Here is a 20720-nt window from a genome sequence, read left to right on the forward strand (position 1 = left end):
TTTAATTCAAGTGAAGAATTTTGTATTGTTTATCTGTATAGCGCTCCTATTTATTACGGCTTGTAGTCCTAGTAAAGAACCATCAGCTGTAGCAAAAATTGATGAAAAAAATAAAGAGAAGCTTCGTTTGTCTATCTGGTTACCTGAATGGCAAAATTATTTTGCTATGGAGGATTTGAAAAATTCTCAAAAAGGACTACACGATATAAGGGTTTTCGGTGCTTATTTTAATAGTAATGATGAATTGCTTTTAACAGAAAATGCAATTGATATGTTGCAACAAACACAGCAGCAATTTACTAAATCACATCATGTAATCCTAACGCTTATTAATGATTATGTTACAGATAACGCTCCATCAGTTCAAAAGGATAGTAAGCTTTTGCACAGACTGGTCTATGATTCTGCTGCTAGAAAAAGGCATATCAGCAATATTTTAGAGGTAGTAGAACAGTACCAATTGGCTGGGATTGAAATTGATTATGAAAAGGTAGCACAAGAAGACCTAAAAAAATATACCCTCTTTTTAAAAGAGCTGTACCAAGCGCTTTCCAAAAAGAATAAGACATTACATGTCGTCCTAGAGCCAAGCTTTCCATTTGATGTGAAATTACCTGATGGACCTATCTATACTGTAATGGCCTATAATGTTCATGGCTATCATAGTGGACCAGGTGCAAAAGCCACTTTTTCTTTTCTTAATGATTTAGTGAAAAAAATCAAGAAGTCAAATCAAGATTTAGCCATTGCCTTTGCTACAGGTGGTTTTGAATGGGTAGCAGAAGATAAAACGTTTGCTTTAACGGAACTGGAGGCTGAGCAAATATTAGCTGATACGAAAGCAGAAAAGAGACGTGATAAGGCAAGTGGTGCGGTTTATTTTACGTATATAGATGATAGCGGAATCAGCCATGAAGTTTGGTATGCTGATCAAGTAACGCTTGAAAAATGGGTGAACTATGTACAGAGGAGAAACTATCATGACGTGGTGTTATGGCGTGCAGGAGGCTTAGGCGCAAAAACATTACAATGGATTGGTGAGCATTCAACTAAATAATGTGAAGTCAAAAAAAATCGCCAAAAAGGCGATTTTTTATTGGAATTGAGAAAGACGAGAAAAGAAGTTTTTCACAAAGTCTAAAAATATAGCTTCTGAAGGTGCGATTTCTCGATTAACTGGTGAAATAATACCAACTGTTCTAGGTATTGTTGGAGATTCGATAGGGACCTTAATGGTAAAGCGAGCTGCTGAATCATAAAGAGAGCTCTCTGGTAATAGACTAACACCTATGCCAGCTGCGACTAAGCCCTTTAGTGCATCCAAATCTTCTCCCTCTGAAATGACATTTGGTAAAAAGCCTGCAGCTCGACAAGCATCCATTGCTACCTTATGCAAAATGTAACCATCTGGAAATAATACAAATAGATCATTTCTCAACTCTGCAAGCTGTATGCTTTCTCTTTTAGCTAATGGATGATTGGCTGGTAAAAGAGCAGCAATATTTTCAGTAAACAGAATGGTTGATTGGATGGATTCGTCCTTCGGGGGCAGGGGTCCCAAAAAGGCGAGGTTCAACTCCCGATTTTTGACTGCATCAATCAAAAATCGATAAGACCCTTGACGTAGTTGAAATTGTAAATCAGGATATTCGCGTTTAAAGGCAGAAATAACGGTTGGCAGAACATAGCTAGCTAAACTTGTTGGAAAGCCGATTTTAATTGAGCCCTTTGCAGGATCAAGATATTCTTCTATTTGCTTTGCTGCAAAATCGATGGCCTTTAATGCCGTAATGGTATGTTCAAGAAATGTCTTCCCTATTGGTGTTAATTTGACATTTCGTCCCACTCGTTCAAATAACGGGGTGCCTAACTCATCTTCAAGATTTGCGATTTGCCGACTAATGGCAGATTGGGCTACATGAAGATGCTCAGCTGCCTCTGAAATATGCTCACGTTCAGCAACCTCTACAAAATAGCGTAATTGACGTAACTCCACTAACATTTCACCTCTATTAATCTAAAAATAAGATTGATTATACCTTAATTATATATTATTTAAGATGAAAAATGACTGTTCATGTCAAAATAAAAATTATAAGCTGTTAGATATTTGAGAGTTTGCTATTGTAAGATGAGGAGGAGGTGGGATTCATGATAAAAAAAAGTTTAAGTTGGTTATTTATTTTAGTAGCCATCACGATGCTAACTTATTTAATTTTTAACGATCAAGATACAAGCAATACTAAGTTACAGGCAGTGGATGGTCAATTAGATTTATCGGAAATAACAAAAGAGGAAGAGATTGTAGCATTGTCTGGAGAATGGCGTTTTATAGGCAATAAATTTCTTGAACCTGCTAATTTTCCTGATCATGCTCCCATTGAAAAGGTTCCTGGACCATGGCAGGCCGATGCAGAGTATGGTACTTATCAACTTAAAATTAAGCTACCACCTCATTTCAAAAAAATAGGTATTCGGGTACGAAATATTTGGTCATCTCATCGACTTTTTATAAATAATGAGATCGCTGCCTCCTATGGTAAACTTGCTACTGCTCGAGAAGCATCAGAACCAAGTAATCCTGTTTATGAAGTGTATTTTTCACCTTCTTCAGATTCGGTGATCCTAACAATACAAGTTGCAGATTTTTATAATGCAAGGCATGGCATTATATTTCCTATAGATATTGGAGATGCGGATGCTCTAGCAAAAGATGTCATTCAAGATGTGTACTTAGAAAAAACAACGATTATCATGTTATTAATATTTTCAATCTTTCATTTTAGTTTGTATTTATTAAGAATAAGAGACAAAGCGTTTTTTTATAGTGCAATGTATTTTTTTACGTTGGCAATTTTGGTATGTACAAGAGGCGAACGAACTCTTTATAGAGAGTTTCCTACTATAGAATTTGAATTTTATTTTCGTTTGCAAGATTTTATAACGTATATAAATGCAGTGATGCTATTCCTGTTCTTTGCCTATACGGTAACAGCTATGATGAAGCGTAGGACAGCTTTATTATTTGTGTCACCACTACTATTATATGGTGTTGGAACACTGCTTTTACCAGCAAGATCCTTATCAGAGCTACAATATATATTTTTTACCTATATAAATTTCCTAGCATTTTTTATAATAGGACGATTATTGTATTTGATCATGACGAAAAGTGCTCATGTTCCGAAAAATGAACTGATAATATTAAGTGCCACAATTATATCTCTATTAATTTTTAGCATAAGTGGAACCTTTGATCAGCTTTTTTTCTCTGGACGAAATGTTTTTAATCGTATTGGTCTGCTATTCTTTGTAGTATGTATGAATATTTATTTGGCAATGCGACTAATTAATCGAACAAGAGACGCTGAATTATATAGTCAACGTCTAGAAAAGGCGACAATCGGTAAGGATTCCTTTTTAGAAGTGACAACAAATGAATTAGAACAACCTCTTTATCATGCATTAAATATAATAAAATCCTTATCCAATCAATCTATGACGGATAAGCAACAACTACTAGAACAACAATTAGAACGCTTATTATATCTAGTAAATGACTTAAAAGATTTTACTAGAATAAGATTTCAGGATTTCAAAATAGATGTACATCCAGTTAATATGCAAATGATTATTCAGCATGTACTAACTATGCACGAAAAGAAAATAAAAAAAACGCATATTCGTTTATACAAGCACATGAATCCGAAATTATTAGTTCAAGCTGATGAGCAGCGTGTAGGACAAATCTTATACAGGGTACTTGAAACAGCTATTGCTCACGCTGGGAATGGGGATGTGATCCTAACTGTTTTACATCTTGATACAGACGTAAGGCTCTTGGTAGAAGGAGCTGGCCCTGAGCCTATACAGCAAAAAGCAGCAGATGAGACAGGACAGTCGATAGGGAAAGCCATCATTGAGCAGATGGGTGGTACATATTCGATAGATTTATTACAAAATGGCATTCGATTTATCATCACCTTGCCATTTGGGGGCTACGAGCAAGTGCTAAAAGACAATGAGAAGTTTATCATTACGAATGATCAGCCACTGTTCAATGAAAATTTGCCAAGATTACTCATAGTTGAGGATGATGTCATTCATGCAGAGGTTTTACAAACATTACTACAAGGCCAATATGCGATAGAGGTAGTGCATTGTCCTGAGGAGGCACTCAGCATTATTCAGCAAAAAAGACCTGATTTTTTATTAATAGATGAAGTGATGCCTGGAATGGGGGGCATTGCCCTAACCAAATATATACGTCAGTATTATAGCTATATAGATTTACCGATTATTATGTTAGTAGCCAATGAATATCCAACGAATATTTCACTTATCCTGGAATCAGGGGCCAATGATTATATCCGTAAGCCAGCTACAAAAGAAATGTTACTTTCGCGTTTATCGGCTATAGCATTAACGAAAGAGGCTATGGGCAAAGCGATACAGCATGAAATGGCTTTTCTACAGGCACAAATCAATCCTCATTTTTTATACAATGCACTCAGCAGTATTATTTCGTTTTGTTATACAGACGGGGAGCGAGCAGGGCATTTATTAACGATGCTTTCTACCTATTTACGTTATATATTAGAATCAGGTAAGGATGGACAACGCGCAACGTTAGAGAAAGAGCTTGAAATTATACATGCCTATGTAGAGATTGAACAAGCACGCTTTGGTGATAAGTTAACGGTTATTTTGACAGTAGAAGAGACATTAGATGCTGCCAAGGTAGAAATTCCAAGTTTACTGATACAGCCTTTGGTTGAAAATGCAATTCGTCATGGGATTTTTGAAAAGGATGGAAATGGGACAGTCTTTATTGAAATTAAAAGGCAGCAAAATAATCTTAGCATTCAAGTGAGAGATGATGGCGTTGGTATGACTGAGGAACAGGTAAAAGCTTTAAACAATGGAGAAAATATATTTTCAAATGGCATCGGATTTACTAATGTTCTACGTCGAGTAAAAGAAATGCCGAGTGCTACTCTTTCTATTACTTCTAAAAAAGATGAAGGTACAACAATGATATTTATACAACCTTTAAAGGAGCTTCAACATGTGGAAAATTATTATGGTAGAGGATGAACAGCCAATTTTAGATTTGCACAAGCTATTACTTGAAAAAGAGGGACTTTTTCAAGTTATTGCCACCTTTACATCACCTTTAGAAGCAATAACTCAAATTTTGTCCATTAAGGGTGAATATGATGCGCTAATTTTAGATATAGAAATGCCTAAGATGAATGGATTAGAGCTTGCGGCTATTTTAGTAGAAGAAGGCATTGATGTCCCTATTATTTTTTCAACAGCCTATGCAAAATATGCTGTTGATGCTTTTCGAGTACAAGCATTAGATTATGTATTAAAGCCCATGACACCAAGTATTGTACTACAAGTAAATGAAAGACTTACAAAATATTATGGGCGTCAAACACAGCGAAACACTACGAAGTTGGTAGTTAGTTTAAAAGGTGAGGTTGGAACAAGGATACATGACAAAGCTATTAAATGGCGAACAAAGGTTATGGAGGAGCTATTTTATTATTTATTAGTCCATGAAGGCATCGTAGTATCGAAGTATCGTATTTTAGATGATATTTGGCCTAATATAGATGAGAAAAAAGCGTTAGCTAATCTTTATAATACGATTTACCGTCTACGTCAGCTTTTTATAGAGCTAGGTTTACCTATTCAAATAGAACGCGTGAATGAGGGCTATGAGCTGAAGACAAATGATGCAATTGTTATCACTTCTACCTCAGAGTCAGATGCTTTTTTACTGGAATCAAAAGGATATTTATGGGCATATCATCTAAATTAATGGAGAAATGGCAGAAATGTTGGATACAATCTACGTTTCTGTCTTTTCATTTACCTAAATTTACTTTTTTGAGGATACAATCCATTAATTTTTATAGCAAAATTTCTTTCTTCCAATATGAACTTAAATTGATTCCATCTTAATGAAATAGGTTATAGTATAGATATGTTGTTTATGCTAATTTGTCACAAAACCGCTACAATTAGCACTTTTCTCGAGGTTTTCACTATGTAGCTAGATGAAATCAATTCTCAATTAGGGATATTTTATTGAAAATGAAGAAAGTCTATTCTCATTGTTTAGGTGAAGTAGTAATAATCTGAAAATGCTTACAAAGTCTTTATTTTTAAAGATTTTATTTAAGGAATAGGAAAGTAATTGAAATGGTTTGCATAGAGAACGATTTTCAGTTAAGATTAGAATGATGATAATTAAGGAATGGTTGACCCATTCACTGAACACTATGGAGGTATTTTCATGTCAACTTTAGTTATTAAAGATCTTCACGTTGCTATCGACGGAAAAGAGATTTTAAAAGGCGTAAATCTAACAATTAATACAAACGAAATTCACGCAATTATGGGACCAAACGGAACTGGTAAATCAACACTAGCTTCTGCTATTATGGGTCATCCAAAATATGAAGTAACTTCAGGTACTGTTGAGCTTGATGGCGAAGATGTGCTTGAGATGGAAGTAGACGAGCGTGCTCAAGCTGGTTTATTCCTAGCTATGCAGTATCCTTCTGAAATTGCTGGTGTTACAAATGCTGATTTCCTACGTTCAGCAATTAACGCGCGTCGTGAAGAAGGCGATGAAATTTCATTAATGAAATTTATCCGCGAATTAGATAAAAACATGGAATTCCTTGAAATGAACGAAGATATGGCACAACGTTATTTAAATGAAGGTTTCTCTGGCGGTGAGAAAAAACGTAATGAAATTCTTCAATTAATGATGATTAAACCAACGATCGCTATTTTAGACGAAATTGACTCGGGTCTTGATATTGATGCTCTTAAAGTAGTATCTAAAGGAATCAACGCAATGCGCGGTGAAGGCTTTGGCTGCTTAATGATTACACACTATCAACGTCTTCTTAACTACATTACACCAGACCATGTACACGTAATGATGCAAGGACGTGTTGTGAAATCAGGTGGTGCAGAGCTTGCACAACGCTTAGAAGCAGAAGGTTATGACTGGATTAAAAAAGAATTAGGAATCGAAGAAGAAACAGAAGAACAAGAAGCATAAGAAGGAGGACGAACTAGCATGACAGTGGAACTTAACTTGCCTGTAACAGTACAGGACGTGCGCTCGTTCTCAGAAGCAAATGGTGAACCTACTTGGTTTACAGAACTTCGCGCGGCAGCACTAGACAAAGTAACTGGTTTAGATTTGCCAAAACCAGATAGAACGAATATTACAAAATGGGATTTCATGAACTTCCCAGCGTTGGCAGTTCATAGTGAGGCATTCCCTTCATTGGATGCTCTACCTGAAGAAGCAAAAGGTTTAATTGACCTTGAAGCACAAGAAAACCTATATATTCAACGTAATAATACACCAGCATATATTAAGGCATCACAAGAACTTGCTGATAAAGGTGTTATTTTTACTGATATTTTCACAGCAGTTCGTGAACATGGCGAACTTGTACAAAAATACTTTATGACAGAAGCTGTTAAAGTAGATGAGCATAAGTTAACAGCACTTCATACAGCACTTGTTAATGGTGGAGTGTTTGTATACGTACCAAAAAACGTGATCATTGAGCAACCACTTCAAGTTGTTTTCCTTAATGACAATGCGGAAGCTTCATTATATAACCATGTTTTAGTAGTAGCAGAAGCGAATTCAGCAGTAACATATGTGGAAACTTATGTTTCAACAGTTGAAGAGGCAAAAGGTCAAGCAAATATTATTGCGGAAGTCGTTGTTCAAGATAATGCACAGGTGACATATGGTGCAGTAGATGTCCTTGCAAAAGGCTTTACGACTTATGTAAATCGTCGTGCACGTTTAGCACGTGACGCAAAAGTAGATTGGGCTCTTGGTTTAATGAATGACTCAGATACAATCTCAGAAAATATTACTCATCTAATTGGTGACGGTTCTCATGCAGATACAAAAACAGTAGTTGTTGGTCGTGGAGAACAAAAACTTAACTTCACTACAGAGGTTCGTCACTGGGGTAAAAACTCAAACGGGCATATCTTAAAACATGGTGTCATGAAAGATGCAGCTCAATCTATCTTTAATGGTATTGGCTATATCGAGCATGGTGCAACAAAAGCAGATGCACAGCAAGAATCACGTGTACTAATGCTGTCAGAAAAAGCTCGTGGGGATGCAAACCCAATTTTATTAATTGACGAAGATGATGTAACAGCAGGACACGCAGCATCTGTTGGTCGAGTAGATCCATTACAGCTTTACTATTTAATGAGCCGTGGTATCTCGAAAACAGAAGCAGAGCGCCTTGTTATCCATGGATTCCTTGCGCCAGTTGTTACGCAATTACCAATTGAAGGCGTTCAAAAGCAACTGACGGAGGTTATTGAAAGGAAAGTTCGCTAATGATGAATAAAGACATTAAAAGCTATTTCCCAATTTTAAATCAGGATGTAAATGGTCATAGACTTGTATATCTTGATAGTGCAGCGACGTCTCAGAAGCCTGTTCAAGTGATTGAAGCCATTAAAGCTTATTATGAATTTGATAATTCCAATGTTCACCGTGGGGTGCATACACTAGGAAACCGTGCAACAGATAAATATGAAGGTGCTCGTGAAAAGGTTCGTAAGTTTATTAATGCACAATCAACACAGGAAATTATTTTTACGCGTGGTACAACAACCGCTTTAAATACAGTTGCGACAAGTTATGGACGTGCAAATGTTGTCGAGGGTGATGAAATAGTCATTACTCATATGGAGCATCATTCCAATATTATTCCTTGGCAACAATTAGCCAAAGAAAAAAATGCAACTTTAAAATACATTGAGCTTGAAGCTGACGGCACTCTTAGCCTAGAGAAAGTACGTGCGACAGTCACACCTAAAACTAAAATTGTTGCGGTGTCTATGGCATCAAACGTACTTGGAACAATAAATCCAATTAAAGAAATTGCTCAAATTGCACATGCTAATGGTGCTGTCATGGTAGCCGATGGTGCACAAGCTGCGCCACATATGAAAATTGATGTGCAAGATTTGGATGTAGATTTCTTAGGTTTCTCAGGGCATAAAATGTGCGGACCAACTGGAATAGGTGTACTATATGGTAAAAAGGAACACCTTGAAAAGATGGAGCCAATTGAATTTGGTGGCGAAATGATTGATTTTGTTGGGCTTTATGAGTCAACGTGGAAGGAATTACCGTGGAAATTTGAAGGTGGAACGCCTATTATTGCAGGTGCAATAGGTTTAGGAGCCGCTATAGATTTCTTAACTGATATCGGGTTAGATAACATTCTAGAGCATGAGCATAAGCTTGCAGGCTACGCAATGGATCAACTTGAAACAATTGACGGTTTGAAAATTTTCGGCCCACGTGACCCTATGAAGCGTTGTGGATTAGTGACATTTAATCTAGATGATGTACATCCACATGATGTGGCAACGGTGCTTGATATGAACGGTATTGCTGTTCGTGCTGGACACCATTGTGCACAGCCACTAATGAAATGTCTTCAGCAAGTAGCGACAGCACGAGCAAGCTTCTATCTGTACAATACAGAGGAGGATATTGACCGTTTAGTTGCAGGGTTACGTTCTGCGAAGGAGTATTTTGGCGATGTCTTTTAATAATTTAGATCAACTATATCGTTCAGTCATTATGGATCACTATAAGAATCCTCGTAATAAAGGATCTTTAGAAGAGAATGCTGTAACGATCGATATGAACAATCCGACTTGTGGCGACCGTATTCACTTAACATTGAAAGTGACAGACGGTGTTGTAGAGGATGCAAAATTTGATGGTGAAGGCTGTTCTATTTCTATGTCCTCTGCATCAATGATGACACAGCTCATCAAAGGAAAGAAAGTAGAAGAAGCTATTGAGCTTTCTGATATTTTTTCTAAAATGATGATGGGTGAAGAGTACAGTGATAAATATGACCTTGAGGATGTTGAGGCACTGCAAGGTGTTTCACAATTCCCAGCACGAATTAAATGTGCAACATTGGCTTGGAAAGCAATGGAAAAAGGTGTGAAATAAATCTTACTTCCTTGTTCTTGAGTGAAAGCTACTATGGCTTCACTCAAAGCAAGGGATGATTATCTAGAAAAATACATCTCAATGAACGGAGGAGAAACTATGGCTAAAAAAATGCCTGATATCGGCGATTACAAATACGGTTTCCATGACAAGGACGTATCAATTTTCCGTTCAAAACGCGGTTTAACTGAAGAAATCGTCCGTGAAATTTCAAATATGAAACAAGAGCCAGAATGGATGCTAGAATACCGTTTAAAAGCTCTTGAAACATTTTATACAAAACCGATGCCACAATGGGGTGGCGATCTTGGAGATTTAGATTTTGATGAAATTACGTACTATGTAAAACCATCAGAAGCTACTCAAAAATCATGGGATGAAGTACCTGATGAAATCAAAGCAACTTTTGATAAATTAGGTATCCCAGAAGCAGAACAAAAATATCTTGCAGGTGTATCTGCACAATATGAGTCTGAGGTAGTTTATCACAACATGAAAAAAGACCTTGAAGATCTTGGTATTGTGTTCAAAGATACTGACTCTGCTCTACGTGAAAACGAAGATATTTTTAAACAATATTGGGGCAAAGTGATTCCTTACACAGACAATAAATTTGCTGCTTTAAACTCAGCAGTATGGTCAGGTGGATCATTTATTTATGTGCCACCAGGAGTTAAAGTAGAAACACCGTTACAAGCTTACTTCCGTATTAACTCAGAAAATATGGGTCAATTCGAACGTACACTTATTATTGTAGATGAAGGCGCTCACGTACACTATGTTGAAGGTTGTACAGCTCCTGTTTACACAACAAACTCTTTACACTCAGCAGTTGTAGAAATCGTTGTACGTAAAGATGCATATTGCCGTTATACAACAATTCAAAACTGGGCGAACAATGTTTACAATCTTGTAACGAAACGTACAGTTGTAGAAGAAAACGGTACAATGGAATGGATTGATGGTAACATCGGTTCTAAATTAACAATGAAATATCCAGCATGTATCCTAAAAGGTGAAGGTGCTCGTGGTATGACATTATCGATTGCATTAGCAGGTAAAGGACAACACCAACATGCTGGCGCAAAAATGATCCATATGGCACCGAACACATCTTCAACAATCGTTTCTAAATCGATTGCTAAACAAGGTGGTAAGGTAACGTATATGGGACAAGTTCGTTTCGGTCCTAAAGCAAGTGGTGCACGTGCTAACATCGAATGTGATACGCTGATTATGGATAATCAATCGACTTCTGATACAATCCCTTATAACGAGATCTTTAATGATAATGTATCTTTAGAGCACGAAGCAAAAGTTTCAAAAGTATCTGAAGAACAATTATTCTATTTAATGTCTCGCGGAATTTCCGAAGAAGAAGCAACAGAAATGATCGTAATGGGCTTCATCGAGCCATTCACAAAAGAACTACCAATGGAATACGCAGTAGAAATGAACCGTCTGATTAAATTTGAGATGGAAGGTTCTATCGGTTAATTTATTAGCCACCCCTAGTCACAACATACATTGTGACTAGGGGTTTTTTGTTTTGTGTTTTTACTTGAGAATGAAAGTGGATATTTATAATATATCGAAATAGTACTGGATTTTTTTAAGATTACATACTAAAATGATAACGAAAATCAATATCAATTAAAAAAGGGGTTGATAAATCTAGAAGATGTTCGGTATTTCAATAAAACCAGATGAGATAGTTAATGATCATAACAATCATCATTCAAAGGAGAATATGTAAATGAAAAAAAGTTTTTATTTATTAGCTACATAGCATTATTTACCCTCATTCTCGCCGCATGTGGAGAGAAGAAGGCAGTAGTAGAGGAATCTTCCACTGATACATCAAAAGAAGAAGTGACACAAACAAAAGAAGAATCAACAAATGAAAATGGCACGAGAACGATTGAATATCTTGGTGAAAGCTATGAAGTGCCAGAAAAAGTGGAAAAAATTGTTGTAACAGGAGCTATGGAAGCGATGGAGGATATGGTTGTGCTGGATGTTCACCCAGCTGGAGCTATTGCTATTGGTGGCAAGTTCCCTGAGTTATATGCTTCTGTAACAGACAAAGCAGAATCTATTGGTGAGAAGATTAAACCAAACTTTGAAAAAATATTAGAATTAAATCCAGATGTCATTTTAGGGTCGACAAAGTTCCCAGAAGAGGTGCAAAGTAAATTAGAGAAAATTGCCCCTACAATTTTGGTTTCACATATTTCGACGAACTGGGAATCTAATTTGAATTTACTAGCTGAACTAACTGGTAAGCAAGCAGCTGCTGAGAAGATATTATCTAGATATAAGGCTGATATTGAAGCTGCTAAATCCACGTTAACTGAAAAACTACAAGACCAAAAAGTGGCGGCTATTCGTATTCGTGGAGGACAAGCGTATGTTTATCCAAAAGAAGTATTTTTAAATGCTGTTCTTTATGGAGAGCTTGGTTTAGCAGTACCTGATGAAGTTGCTAAAGCTAAATCTCAAGAGGCCATTTCTGTTGAGCAACTTGCAGATATGAATCCTGATTATTTATTTGTGCAGTTTTCAACAGAAGAAAATGCGGATGCGCCGAATGCTTTAGAAGACTTTAAAAAGAATCCAATCATCCAAAACATTAATGCATTTAAAAATGACCAAGTATTTGTTAATGTATTAGATCCATTAATGGAAGGCGGCCCTGCATACAGCCGGATTAAGTTTTTAGAGGCGATTCAGCAAAATCTTGTGAAATAAACGTCGCCTGTTAAAGTAGCATGAGTTCAATGGAAGATGGACTCATGCTTTTTCTTTTGCAAAATTAAGTAGATGCTCAATCTGCTATTAGTTTAGACAAAAGAAGGTATATTTTTTACATGATGTTTATTTGTAGTGACATACTGTGTGCTATGATTATGTACATAGAGGAGGATGTCACATGATTGTAGTAGGATTAACTGGTTGGGGCGATCACCCTTCACTTTATAGTGGAGTGACTACTTCAAAGGATAAATTATTTGATTACACAGGTCATTTTTTAACGGTTGAAGTAGATACTTCTTTTTATGCTATACCAGCCAAAGAGCATGTTCGCAAATGGTGTGAGGATACACCTGAAAACTTCCGTTTTGTTGTGAAAGCTTACCAAGGCATGACGGGGCATTTACGTGGAGAGATTCCCTTTGAATCCAAAAATGATATGTTCAATGCATTTATTGAAAGTGCCAATGAATTTAAACGTTATGGAAAGCTAGCCATGGTATTAGCACAATTTCCACCATGGTTTGATTGCCAAGGAAAAAATGTGCAATATTTATTGTATATCCGACAACAGTTAAAGGATTTTGAAGTAGCGATTGAGTTTCGAAATCAAACATGGTATGCGGAAAATGTTGTCAAGCAAACGATAGATTTCTTACGAGAACAACAATTTATCCATACGATTTGTGATGAACCACAGGCTGGTGTAGGATCTGTTCCTTTCTATCCTGTAGTGACTACAAATAAAGCGTTGATTCGTCTCCATGGTCGCAATATACATGGATGGCGGAACACAGGAAATGCAGAAAATTGGCGTAAAGTTCGCTTCTTATATGATTATAATAAAGAAGAATTACAGCAGCTTGGGGATAGCATGAAAAAGCTTGAAACAGAGGTCAATGAACTCTTCGTTTTATTTAATAATAATTCAGGTAATCATGCAGCGAAAAACGCAAAGGAGCTACAAGGTATGTTGAATATTAACGATGTCGGGTTGGCACCTAAACAATTAAACATGTTTGAAGGGGAACTATAATGGAGTTTATTTTATTAGTCATCATTGCATTGCTAGCTGGTCTAATTGGCTCATTAGTTGGGCTAGGTGGTGGTGTAGTATTAGTACCAGCAACATTATACATCGGCTTAAATTTAGGAATGATCCCAGATATTACACCACAAAAAGTAGTCGGTTTATCAGTTGTGATGATGATTTTCACGGGACTTGCCTCCACACTAAGCTATATGAAGTCGAAAACGGTGGATTATAAAAGTGGTTTTATATTCTTTATTGGAAGTATCCCTGGAACGATTCTTGGCGCATGGGTCAATAAAGGGTTAGATTTACCATCCTTCAATTTATATTTTGGTATTTTACTTATTATTTTATCGATTATTTTGCTTGTGCGTGACAAACTGAAGCCTGTAAAATGGTTTGTAAAAAATGGTATGCAGCAAGAATTTACTGACTCTGAGGGAAAAACCTATGTATATGGCTATCCCATATGGTTTGCCATTACATTAACATTTGGTATTGGCTTTGCTTCCGGGTTATTTGGAATAGGTGGCGGCTCCATGATTGTGCCAGCAATGATTATTTTATTCTTATTCCCACCACATGTCGCGGTGGCAACATCGATGTTTATGGTATTTTTAACCTCCATCGTTAATTCCACAAGCCATATTGCGTTAGGACATGTCCCTTGGCTCTATACAATCCCAGTGATCCCGGGTGCTTACTTGGGTGCAAAGCTAGGTGCTGCGTTAAATAAAAAGATTAAATCCGATACACTTGTACTAGCTTTAAGGATTATTCTATTATTATTAGGAATTCGATCTATTATAGAAGGCATATTAGCTTAATTTGAAGTGAGGTGGCTTTAATGCTTGAAAAGATCCATATTTTTCACACAAATGATTTGCATAGTCATTTTAAGTATTGGCCACGAATGCAAAGCTATGTGAAAGAGAAAAGAAATAATCTGGCGAATATCGGGGAAACAAGCTATTTGTTTGATGTTGGAGATCATTTAGATCGGTCCAACATTTATACAGAAGCAACAGTTGGGAAAGGCAATGTGCGATTGCTCAATGAAGCAGGTTACGATGTGGTGACAATCGGCAACAATGAAGGCATTACATTATCTCATGAAGAGCTCTTTCACTTGTATGACAATGCTAATTTTGATGTCGTTGTGGCAAATGTATATGCCTCACATGGGAAGAGGCCAGCATGGATGAAACCCTATGTAATATTAACAACAGCAACGGGTACGAAGCTGGGTGTCATTGCAGCCACGGCCATGTTTGAAGTATATTATGAAGAATTAAATTGGCATATGGACGACGCTCGTAGTACATTGCTACGTTTAGCGCATCAACTACGTGAAGAAGTAGACATTGTTGTATGCTTATCCCATTTAGGCATTACAGAGGATGAGCTCTTAGCGGATGAGTGTCCAGAAATTGATGTTATATTCGGCTCTCATACGCATCATGTCCTACCAGAGGGCAAAATGGTTAATGGGGTTTTACTGACAGGTGGAGGTAAGTTTGGCCAATATACTGGACATCTTATCATAGAATATGATAAAAAATTGAGGAAAATTGTTGAAAAAAAGGATACTTTAATTCATAATAAGGATTTGCCAATTGTTAAGAATGAACAAAACATGGTGCAGTTTTTGGAGGATGAGGGTAACAGAATTTTGGATACTCCAGTTTTTACAACAAAGAAAGCCTACAACAAGGAATGGTTCCATTATTCACAGCTATCTGATTTATTTGCACATGCAATTTTGGAGAAAAGTGGTGCCGACTGTGCATTATTCAATGCAGGGATATTTTTAGATGGTCTTCCTAAGGGAATAGTGACTGCCTTAGATTTGCACCGAATTTTCCCACATCCCATTAATTTATGTACAATTGAATTATCCGTTGCTGAAATGAAAGAAATTTATATGCAATCCAAAAATGAAGAATGGCCCTATATCGAACTAAAAGGATTAGGGTTTAGAGGCGTCATTTTTGGAAAAATATTGACATATGGATTTTCCATGAATGAAAATCGACAATTATTAATTAATGGTAAGCTAGCCGATCAAAATCACATTTATAAACTGGTCACATTGGATCTGTTTACATTTGGTTATTTTTATCCAAGTTTTAAATATGCAAAAAAACAATATATTTTACCTGAATTTTTACGAAACATTATGATAGATTATGGTCAAAGATTCTTTAAACAATAGAGAGAGTTTAAAGAATGGAATGGGGAAGAAGTCATGCGATTAATTTCAATCGATGTATTAAAAGAAGGAATGGTATTAGGAAGAACCATTTGGAATGAGGCAGGTCATCCGCTTTTAAAGAAAGATGTTGTCATTAATGACCGTATTATTCAAAGACTTCAACAGTTAAATACACATTATTTATATATTGACGATGAGATTTCTGAGGGGATAGAAGTAGAAGAGACCGTTCCACCTGCTATGCGAAATAAAGTCATCAAAACTATAAAGGATTCGTTCCAATCCATTGATGGTTTGAATCCAGTAAATGCTTCTTATATATTAGATCAGCAATCAAAGACAATTGTTTCGATTGTAGATGAATTACTTTCTGCAGTTACTGGAAATAATGAAATTCTAACCATTTTAACAGATGCTTATTTATTTGATGAATATTTATATCAACACTCTTTCCAAGTGACATTGTATTCTATTGCCATTGCCAAAGAACTTGGTTACTCTGCTGAGGATTTACGTTTGATCGGGATCGGTGCATTATTACACGATGTCGGTAAACTAATGGTACCGAAAGATATTTTAACAAAGCCAGGACGTTTAACGAATGATGAGTTTGAAATGATGAAGATGCATGCTCGTTACGGTTTTGATTTATTGCGGAATTTACATTCAATCTCTCTGCTTGTGGCGCACTGTGCTTTCCAACACCATGAACGTATTGATGGAAGTGGCTATCCAAGAGGACTTGTTGACTTTGAAATTCATCCATTTGCCAAGATAATTGGCGTTGCAGATGTTTTTGATGCGGTGACGACGAATCGTGTATACCGGGAAAAGATGCTTCCTTCACAAGGACTAGCTATTGTTGAAGCTGGCTCGGGTACTCTTTATGATGCTCGAATTGTAAAAGCTTTAAAAAGAGCTGTCGTTCATTATCCAAATGGTGTTATTTTAAAATTATCAGATGGACGCCGTGGGATTGTATCTAGACAAAACACGTTGGATGCGGCATTACCATGGATTCGTATTTTTGAAGAACAAGATCAATTGCTTGCAGCTACATATGAAATTAATTTAGTGGATTATCCTGAGGTAACAGTTGAAAATGTTGAGACGGATTATGTGGTTCCCGCAAAAGTAGAATAAATTACTCCTCCTGTTCATACGTTATGGAACAGGAGGAGATTTTTTTGTTTTTCCCTCGAAAAAGAATGAAATTACGCTCATATGGTAGAAGGGGAATGCGTCTTAATAAATTAACGATTTTAATTGTTAGTATGGTTGTTTGCCTTATATTATTTATTTATTATTTAAATGAACGGCTCATGCCAACCTATTTGCAATATGCAGAAGTACAAACTACGAAGATTGCCTCATATGTTGTGAGTAAAGCCATTAATTCACGTACCTCTAATGTATTAGATGTAAATGATATCATTGAAGATATTCCTCCAGGTACGTCTGAAATGATGACCACTAAGTTTAATACAGAAATCATTAATCGTGTTCGAGCAGAGACATTAGAGCTTGTTAAAATGTATTTGGAGCAAGCTGAACAAGGAGAGCTATCCCATTTACCTGAATTAGATAATGTTGAATATGATATTAACAGGATCCAAGATGGTGATGGCATTGTCTTTTTTGTACCGCTTGGTCAAGCAGCCAATATTCCTTTGCTTGGAAATTTGGGGCCCAAGATCCCGATCCGCTTCCATGTGATTGGGAATGTTCATAGTAATGTGACATCCTCTATTCAAGAATTTGGAATCAATAGTGCTTATGTGGAGGTAGGTATTCATTTAGAGGTAAATGTTCAGATTATTGTTCCATTCGCTAGTAAGTCTTCTACCGTTGCGCAGGATATACCTGTAGCGATGGGTCTAACAAGGGGACCAGTTCCAAACATTTATACCAATAGTAGTGACGCGCCCCAACCGTCCATAGAAATACCTGTCCCTTATAAATAGAAATGTTTGTTGTGATAGTTGTTGGAGTGCCTTTAATATGTTACATTGACAACAGTGAAGATAGTTAATATTAAAAAATGTATATTTTTGATAGGGGCGATATTCGTATGACATCTTGTAAACCTACAAGTAAAGAAGAACATGTAAGAAAACCAGACTGGCTAAAAATAAAACTAAACACGAATGATGAATATAAAGGGCTTAAAAAGCTGATGCGTGAGAAAAATCTGCATACAGTATGTGAAGAAGCTCGTTGTCCAAACATCCATGAATGCTGGGGAGAGAGACGTACTGCTACCATGATGATTCTTGGTTCCGTTTGTACACGTGCTTGTCGTTTCTGTGCAGTGAAAACAGGTTTACCAAATGAACTAGATTTGGCAGAACCAGAGCGCGTTGCAGATTCAGTAGCCATTATGAATTTAAAGCACGTAGTTATTACAATGGTAGCACGTGACGATTTAAAGGATGGTGGAGCGCAAGTTTTAGCAGAAACAGTACGTGCAATTCGTCGTAAAAGTCCTTTCACATCTGTAGAGGTATTGCCATCAGATTTAGGTGGGATGAAGGAGAACCTTCAAATGTTAATGGATGCAAAACCAGACATTTTAAATCATAATATTGAAACAGTACGCCGTTTAACACCAAGAGTGCGCGCTCGTGCAAAATACGAACGCTCTTTAGAGTTCCTGCGTTTAGCTAAAGAGATGCAGCCTGAAATACCAACGAAATCATCACTAATGATCGGATTAGGCGAGACACATGAAGAAATTTTAGAAGTCATGGACGATTTACGTGCAAATAATGTTGATATTATGACGATCGGTCAATATTTACAGCCAACGAAAAAGCATTTACCAGTTAAAAAATACTATTCACCAATAGAATTTGGTAAACTGCGTAAGATAGCCATGGAGAAAGGCTTTAAGCATTGTGAGGCTGGCCCACTTGTACGTAGTAGTTATCATGCAGACGAACAAGTAAATGCTGCAACGAAAGAACGTCAATTACAAGCGGAAGTGTAAACGTCAAGGCTGAACGAAAAGGGTGGTGTTACTTTGATCATAGTTGAAGGATTAGAATATGAACTAATAGAGGATTATCGCGAGGCCTTTCAGGAGGAAGTTTTTCAGGAAAGATACTCAGATATCTTAGCCAGATACGATTATATTGTAGGTGATTGGGGCTATAACCAGTTACGTTTAAAGGGCTTTTTTGATGACAAAAATCAAAAATCCACTTTTGATACAAAAATAAGTACGCTTCAAGATTATCTATACGAATACTGTAATTTTGGTTGTGCTTATTTCGTATTACGTAAACTGGGGAAAGTTATGAAACAGCCAGAAGTAGTGGATATGAGTGAAGTAACAAAGCCAACAGACCATGAACCTTTAGCAGAATAAATTCTTATACAAAAACCTGATGTGATAGGCATCAGGTTTTTTTTCATCATTGTTAGCTTTTGTGTAATTAGGGAAAACTAAAGCACAAAACAGCTTATCGAAGGTGTGTTGTAAATGAAAAGAGCCGTATTTTTAGATCGTGATGGTGTTATCAATGAAGTACTAACAAATCGTGTGAGGTTTGTGAATAAGCCTAAGGATTTATACTTTTTACCGCAAGTGCCTGAGGCAATCAGAAAGCTAAATAAGCATTTTGATTATGTGTTTGTCGTGACAAATCAAGGTGGGGTTGGATTAGGCTTTATGAAGGAAAGTGGCTTACAGAAAATACATGAACATATGGTGAAGGAGCTAAAGAAAAAAGGGGCAACGATCCATGAAGTCGTTTATTGTCCGCACAAACCTAAGTCAGGTTGTGCCTGCCGAAAGCCCAATAGTAAATTAATTGTGGATTTAGGAAAGAAATATAACATTGATTTATCAAAATCCTATATGGTAGGCGATACAGATACGGATATTATTGCAGGAAAACGGGCAGGAACAAAGGGTGTTTTCTTAGGAGAACAAGATTCATTAGCAGATGCTGTCTTTCCAGATTTAATAAGCGCTGCCCAGTGGATTATTAAGGATGCAACAGCTTAAACGTATTGAGAAAAAGGAAGTATAAATCATTAAAAAAGGGATAATTTATGAATGGAGGTGATGATGTTGGCAAAAGAAAAACGCAATAAAAAGCCATTAGATCGAGAGGAATATGGGTATGGTTTTGATATTAGTGTAGACGATTTAGCTGTGATTGGTCAAAATCAGCAAGCGAAAAAACAAAATGATAATGAAAATAAAGACAAGCCCCATAATAAAGATAATCCATCCACTTTAAATAAATAACAATACGTAAAAAGATTTCGCAATCGCCCATGGCTAGCGAAATTTTTTTATATAATATAAAAAAACACCCAATAAATTGGGTGTTAGTTCAATAATTCACGCAAGTATTCCCGTAATTCGATTGTTTCTTCCTCTGTGCGATTGTACACATGTTCTAAGTAACCAGGCTCTTCTACATCATCAGGACCAATAATAGCAAAGCGACCGAACTGGATATCCATGACAAGCACTTTTCCAAAGAAGCGGCCAGATTGTAATATAGCTAAATCATAACGTAGCTTTTGTCCAGCAAAACTAACAAATCTTGTTTTCGTATCTTCTACATCATCATATAAAAAAAAACGTTCCATCTTTTAATCTCCTTCCAATCCTATAGTTATGGTACTATAGAAGAGAAAAG

The 20720-nt window shown here is 36.6% G+C and carries 20 protein-coding genes; 18 read left to right on the plus strand and 2 right to left on the minus strand.

All coding sequences use genetic code 11. The features are described 5' to 3' along the window. Positions 1 to 10: 10 nt before the first annotated feature. Positions 11 to 1057, plus strand: a complete 1047-nt coding sequence (locus HCH28_RS12970; protein WP_221681264.1) for a glycosyl hydrolase family 18 protein — start codon at positions 11 to 13, stop codon at positions 1055 to 1057. Positions 1058 to 1093: 36 nt separating this feature from the next. On the opposite strand, the gene gltC is transcribed toward HCH28_RS12970, so the two are convergent. Next, the gene (gltC, locus tag HCH28_RS12975) at positions 1094 to 1996 is read right to left on the minus strand and encodes a glutamate biosynthesis transcriptional regulator GltC (protein ID WP_004228242.1); all 903 of its coding nucleotides are present in this window, start codon (positions 1994 to 1996) and stop codon (positions 1094 to 1096) included. A 155-nt stretch (positions 1997 to 2151) separates the two neighbouring features. Here gltC and HCH28_RS12980 point away from each other — a divergent pair, with 155 nt between their 5' ends. The 17 genes from HCH28_RS12980 to HCH28_RS13060 all read left to right on the plus strand — a co-directional run bounded on the left by HCH28_RS12980 (position 2152) and on the right by HCH28_RS13060 (position 20320). Next, positions 2152 to 5097 (plus strand): histidine kinase, encoded by a 2946-nt coding sequence (locus HCH28_RS12980; RefSeq protein ID WP_221681265.1) that lies wholly within the window; start codon positions 2152 to 2154, stop codon positions 5095 to 5097. Next, positions 5069 to 5833 (plus strand): response regulator, encoded by a 765-nt coding sequence (locus HCH28_RS12985; RefSeq protein WP_221681266.1) that lies wholly within the window; start codon positions 5069 to 5071, stop codon positions 5831 to 5833. Before HCH28_RS12980 ends, HCH28_RS12985 begins: the two co-directional genes overlap by 29 nt. A gap of 477 nt (positions 5834 to 6310) precedes the next feature. Continuing rightward, positions 6311 to 7090: a Fe-S cluster assembly ATPase SufC gene (gene sufC / locus HCH28_RS12990; protein WP_004228249.1), complete on the plus strand. Its 780-nt coding sequence runs from the start codon at positions 6311 to 6313 to the stop codon at positions 7088 to 7090. An 18-nt stretch (positions 7091 to 7108) separates the two neighbouring features. After that, entirely contained in the window at positions 7109 to 8416 is a 1308-nt protein-coding gene (sufD, locus tag HCH28_RS12995) for a Fe-S cluster assembly protein SufD (RefSeq protein WP_221681267.1), read from the plus strand. Beyond that, positions 8416 to 9645: a cysteine desulfurase gene (locus HCH28_RS13000; RefSeq protein WP_221681268.1), complete on the plus strand. Its 1230-nt coding sequence runs from the start codon at positions 8416 to 8418 to the stop codon at positions 9643 to 9645. Before sufD ends, HCH28_RS13000 begins: the two co-directional genes overlap by 1 nt. Further along, the gene (gene sufU / locus HCH28_RS13005; RefSeq protein WP_221681269.1) at positions 9635 to 10060 is read left to right on the plus strand and encodes a Fe-S cluster assembly sulfur transfer protein SufU; all 426 of its coding nucleotides are present in this window, start codon (positions 9635 to 9637) and stop codon (positions 10058 to 10060) included. Before HCH28_RS13000 ends, sufU begins: the two co-directional genes overlap by 11 nt. A gap of 99 nt (positions 10061 to 10159) precedes the next feature. Next, positions 10160 to 11557, plus strand: coding sequence for a Fe-S cluster assembly protein SufB (gene sufB, locus HCH28_RS13010; RefSeq protein WP_016993620.1), 1398 nt, complete (start codon positions 10160 to 10162; stop codon positions 11555 to 11557). Between the two features lie 279 nt (positions 11558 to 11836). Further along, positions 11837 to 12811: an ABC transporter substrate-binding protein gene (locus tag HCH28_RS13015; protein WP_221681402.1), complete on the plus strand. Its 975-nt coding sequence runs from the start codon at positions 11837 to 11839 to the stop codon at positions 12809 to 12811. Positions 12812 to 12992: 181 nt separating this feature from the next. Then, positions 12993 to 13850 (plus strand): DUF72 domain-containing protein, encoded by an 858-nt coding sequence (locus HCH28_RS13020; protein ID WP_221681270.1) that lies wholly within the window; start codon positions 12993 to 12995, stop codon positions 13848 to 13850. Further along, a complete protein-coding gene (locus tag HCH28_RS13025; protein WP_221681271.1) occupies positions 13850 to 14674 on the plus strand; it encodes a sulfite exporter TauE/SafE family protein in 825 nt (274 codons plus the stop codon). The genes HCH28_RS13020 and HCH28_RS13025 overlap by 1 nt, the downstream gene beginning before the upstream one ends. A gap of 20 nt (positions 14675 to 14694) precedes the next feature. Beyond that, on the plus strand, positions 14695 to 16062 hold the full coding sequence (locus HCH28_RS13030) for a bifunctional metallophosphatase/5'-nucleotidase (protein ID WP_221681272.1): 1368 nt from the start codon (positions 14695 to 14697) through the stop codon (positions 16060 to 16062). Between the two features lie 33 nt (positions 16063 to 16095). Continuing rightward, positions 16096 to 17205: an HD-GYP domain-containing protein gene (locus HCH28_RS13035; RefSeq protein WP_004228267.1), complete on the plus strand. Its 1110-nt coding sequence runs from the start codon at positions 16096 to 16098 to the stop codon at positions 17203 to 17205. Between the two features lie 23 nt (positions 17206 to 17228). After that, entirely contained in the window at positions 17229 to 18026 is a 798-nt protein-coding gene (gene yunB, locus HCH28_RS13040) for a sporulation protein YunB (protein ID WP_048394406.1), read from the plus strand. A 107-nt stretch (positions 18027 to 18133) separates the two neighbouring features. After that, a complete protein-coding gene (gene lipA, locus HCH28_RS13045; RefSeq protein ID WP_004228269.1) occupies positions 18134 to 19051 on the plus strand; it encodes a lipoyl synthase in 918 nt (305 codons plus the stop codon). Between the two features lie 33 nt (positions 19052 to 19084). Further along, positions 19085 to 19432 (plus strand): YutD family protein, encoded by a 348-nt coding sequence (locus tag HCH28_RS13050; protein WP_004228271.1) that lies wholly within the window; start codon positions 19085 to 19087, stop codon positions 19430 to 19432. Positions 19433 to 19546: 114 nt separating this feature from the next. Further along, positions 19547 to 20074 carry a D-glycero-alpha-D-manno-heptose-1,7-bisphosphate 7-phosphatase gene (locus HCH28_RS13055; RefSeq protein WP_221681273.1) on the plus strand — a complete coding sequence of 176 codons (528 nt, stop codon included), beginning with the start codon at positions 19547 to 19549 and terminating at the stop codon, positions 20072 to 20074. Positions 20075 to 20125: 51 nt separating this feature from the next. Beyond that, the gene (locus HCH28_RS13060; RefSeq protein ID WP_175400780.1) at positions 20126 to 20320 is read left to right on the plus strand and encodes a hypothetical protein; all 195 of its coding nucleotides are present in this window, start codon (positions 20126 to 20128) and stop codon (positions 20318 to 20320) included. A gap of 83 nt (positions 20321 to 20403) precedes the next feature. Here HCH28_RS13060 and HCH28_RS13065 read toward each other — a convergent pair whose 3' ends face one another. Then, the gene (locus tag HCH28_RS13065; RefSeq protein ID WP_009371988.1) at positions 20404 to 20670 is read right to left on the minus strand and encodes a DUF3055 domain-containing protein; all 267 of its coding nucleotides are present in this window, start codon (positions 20668 to 20670) and stop codon (positions 20404 to 20406) included. Positions 20671 to 20720: the final 50 nt, after the last annotated feature.

The sequence above is a fragment of the Lysinibacillus sp. K60 genome, assembly GCF_019731275.1.
Classification (GTDB): domain Bacteria; phylum Bacillota; class Bacilli; order Bacillales_A; family Planococcaceae; genus Lysinibacillus; species Lysinibacillus capsici.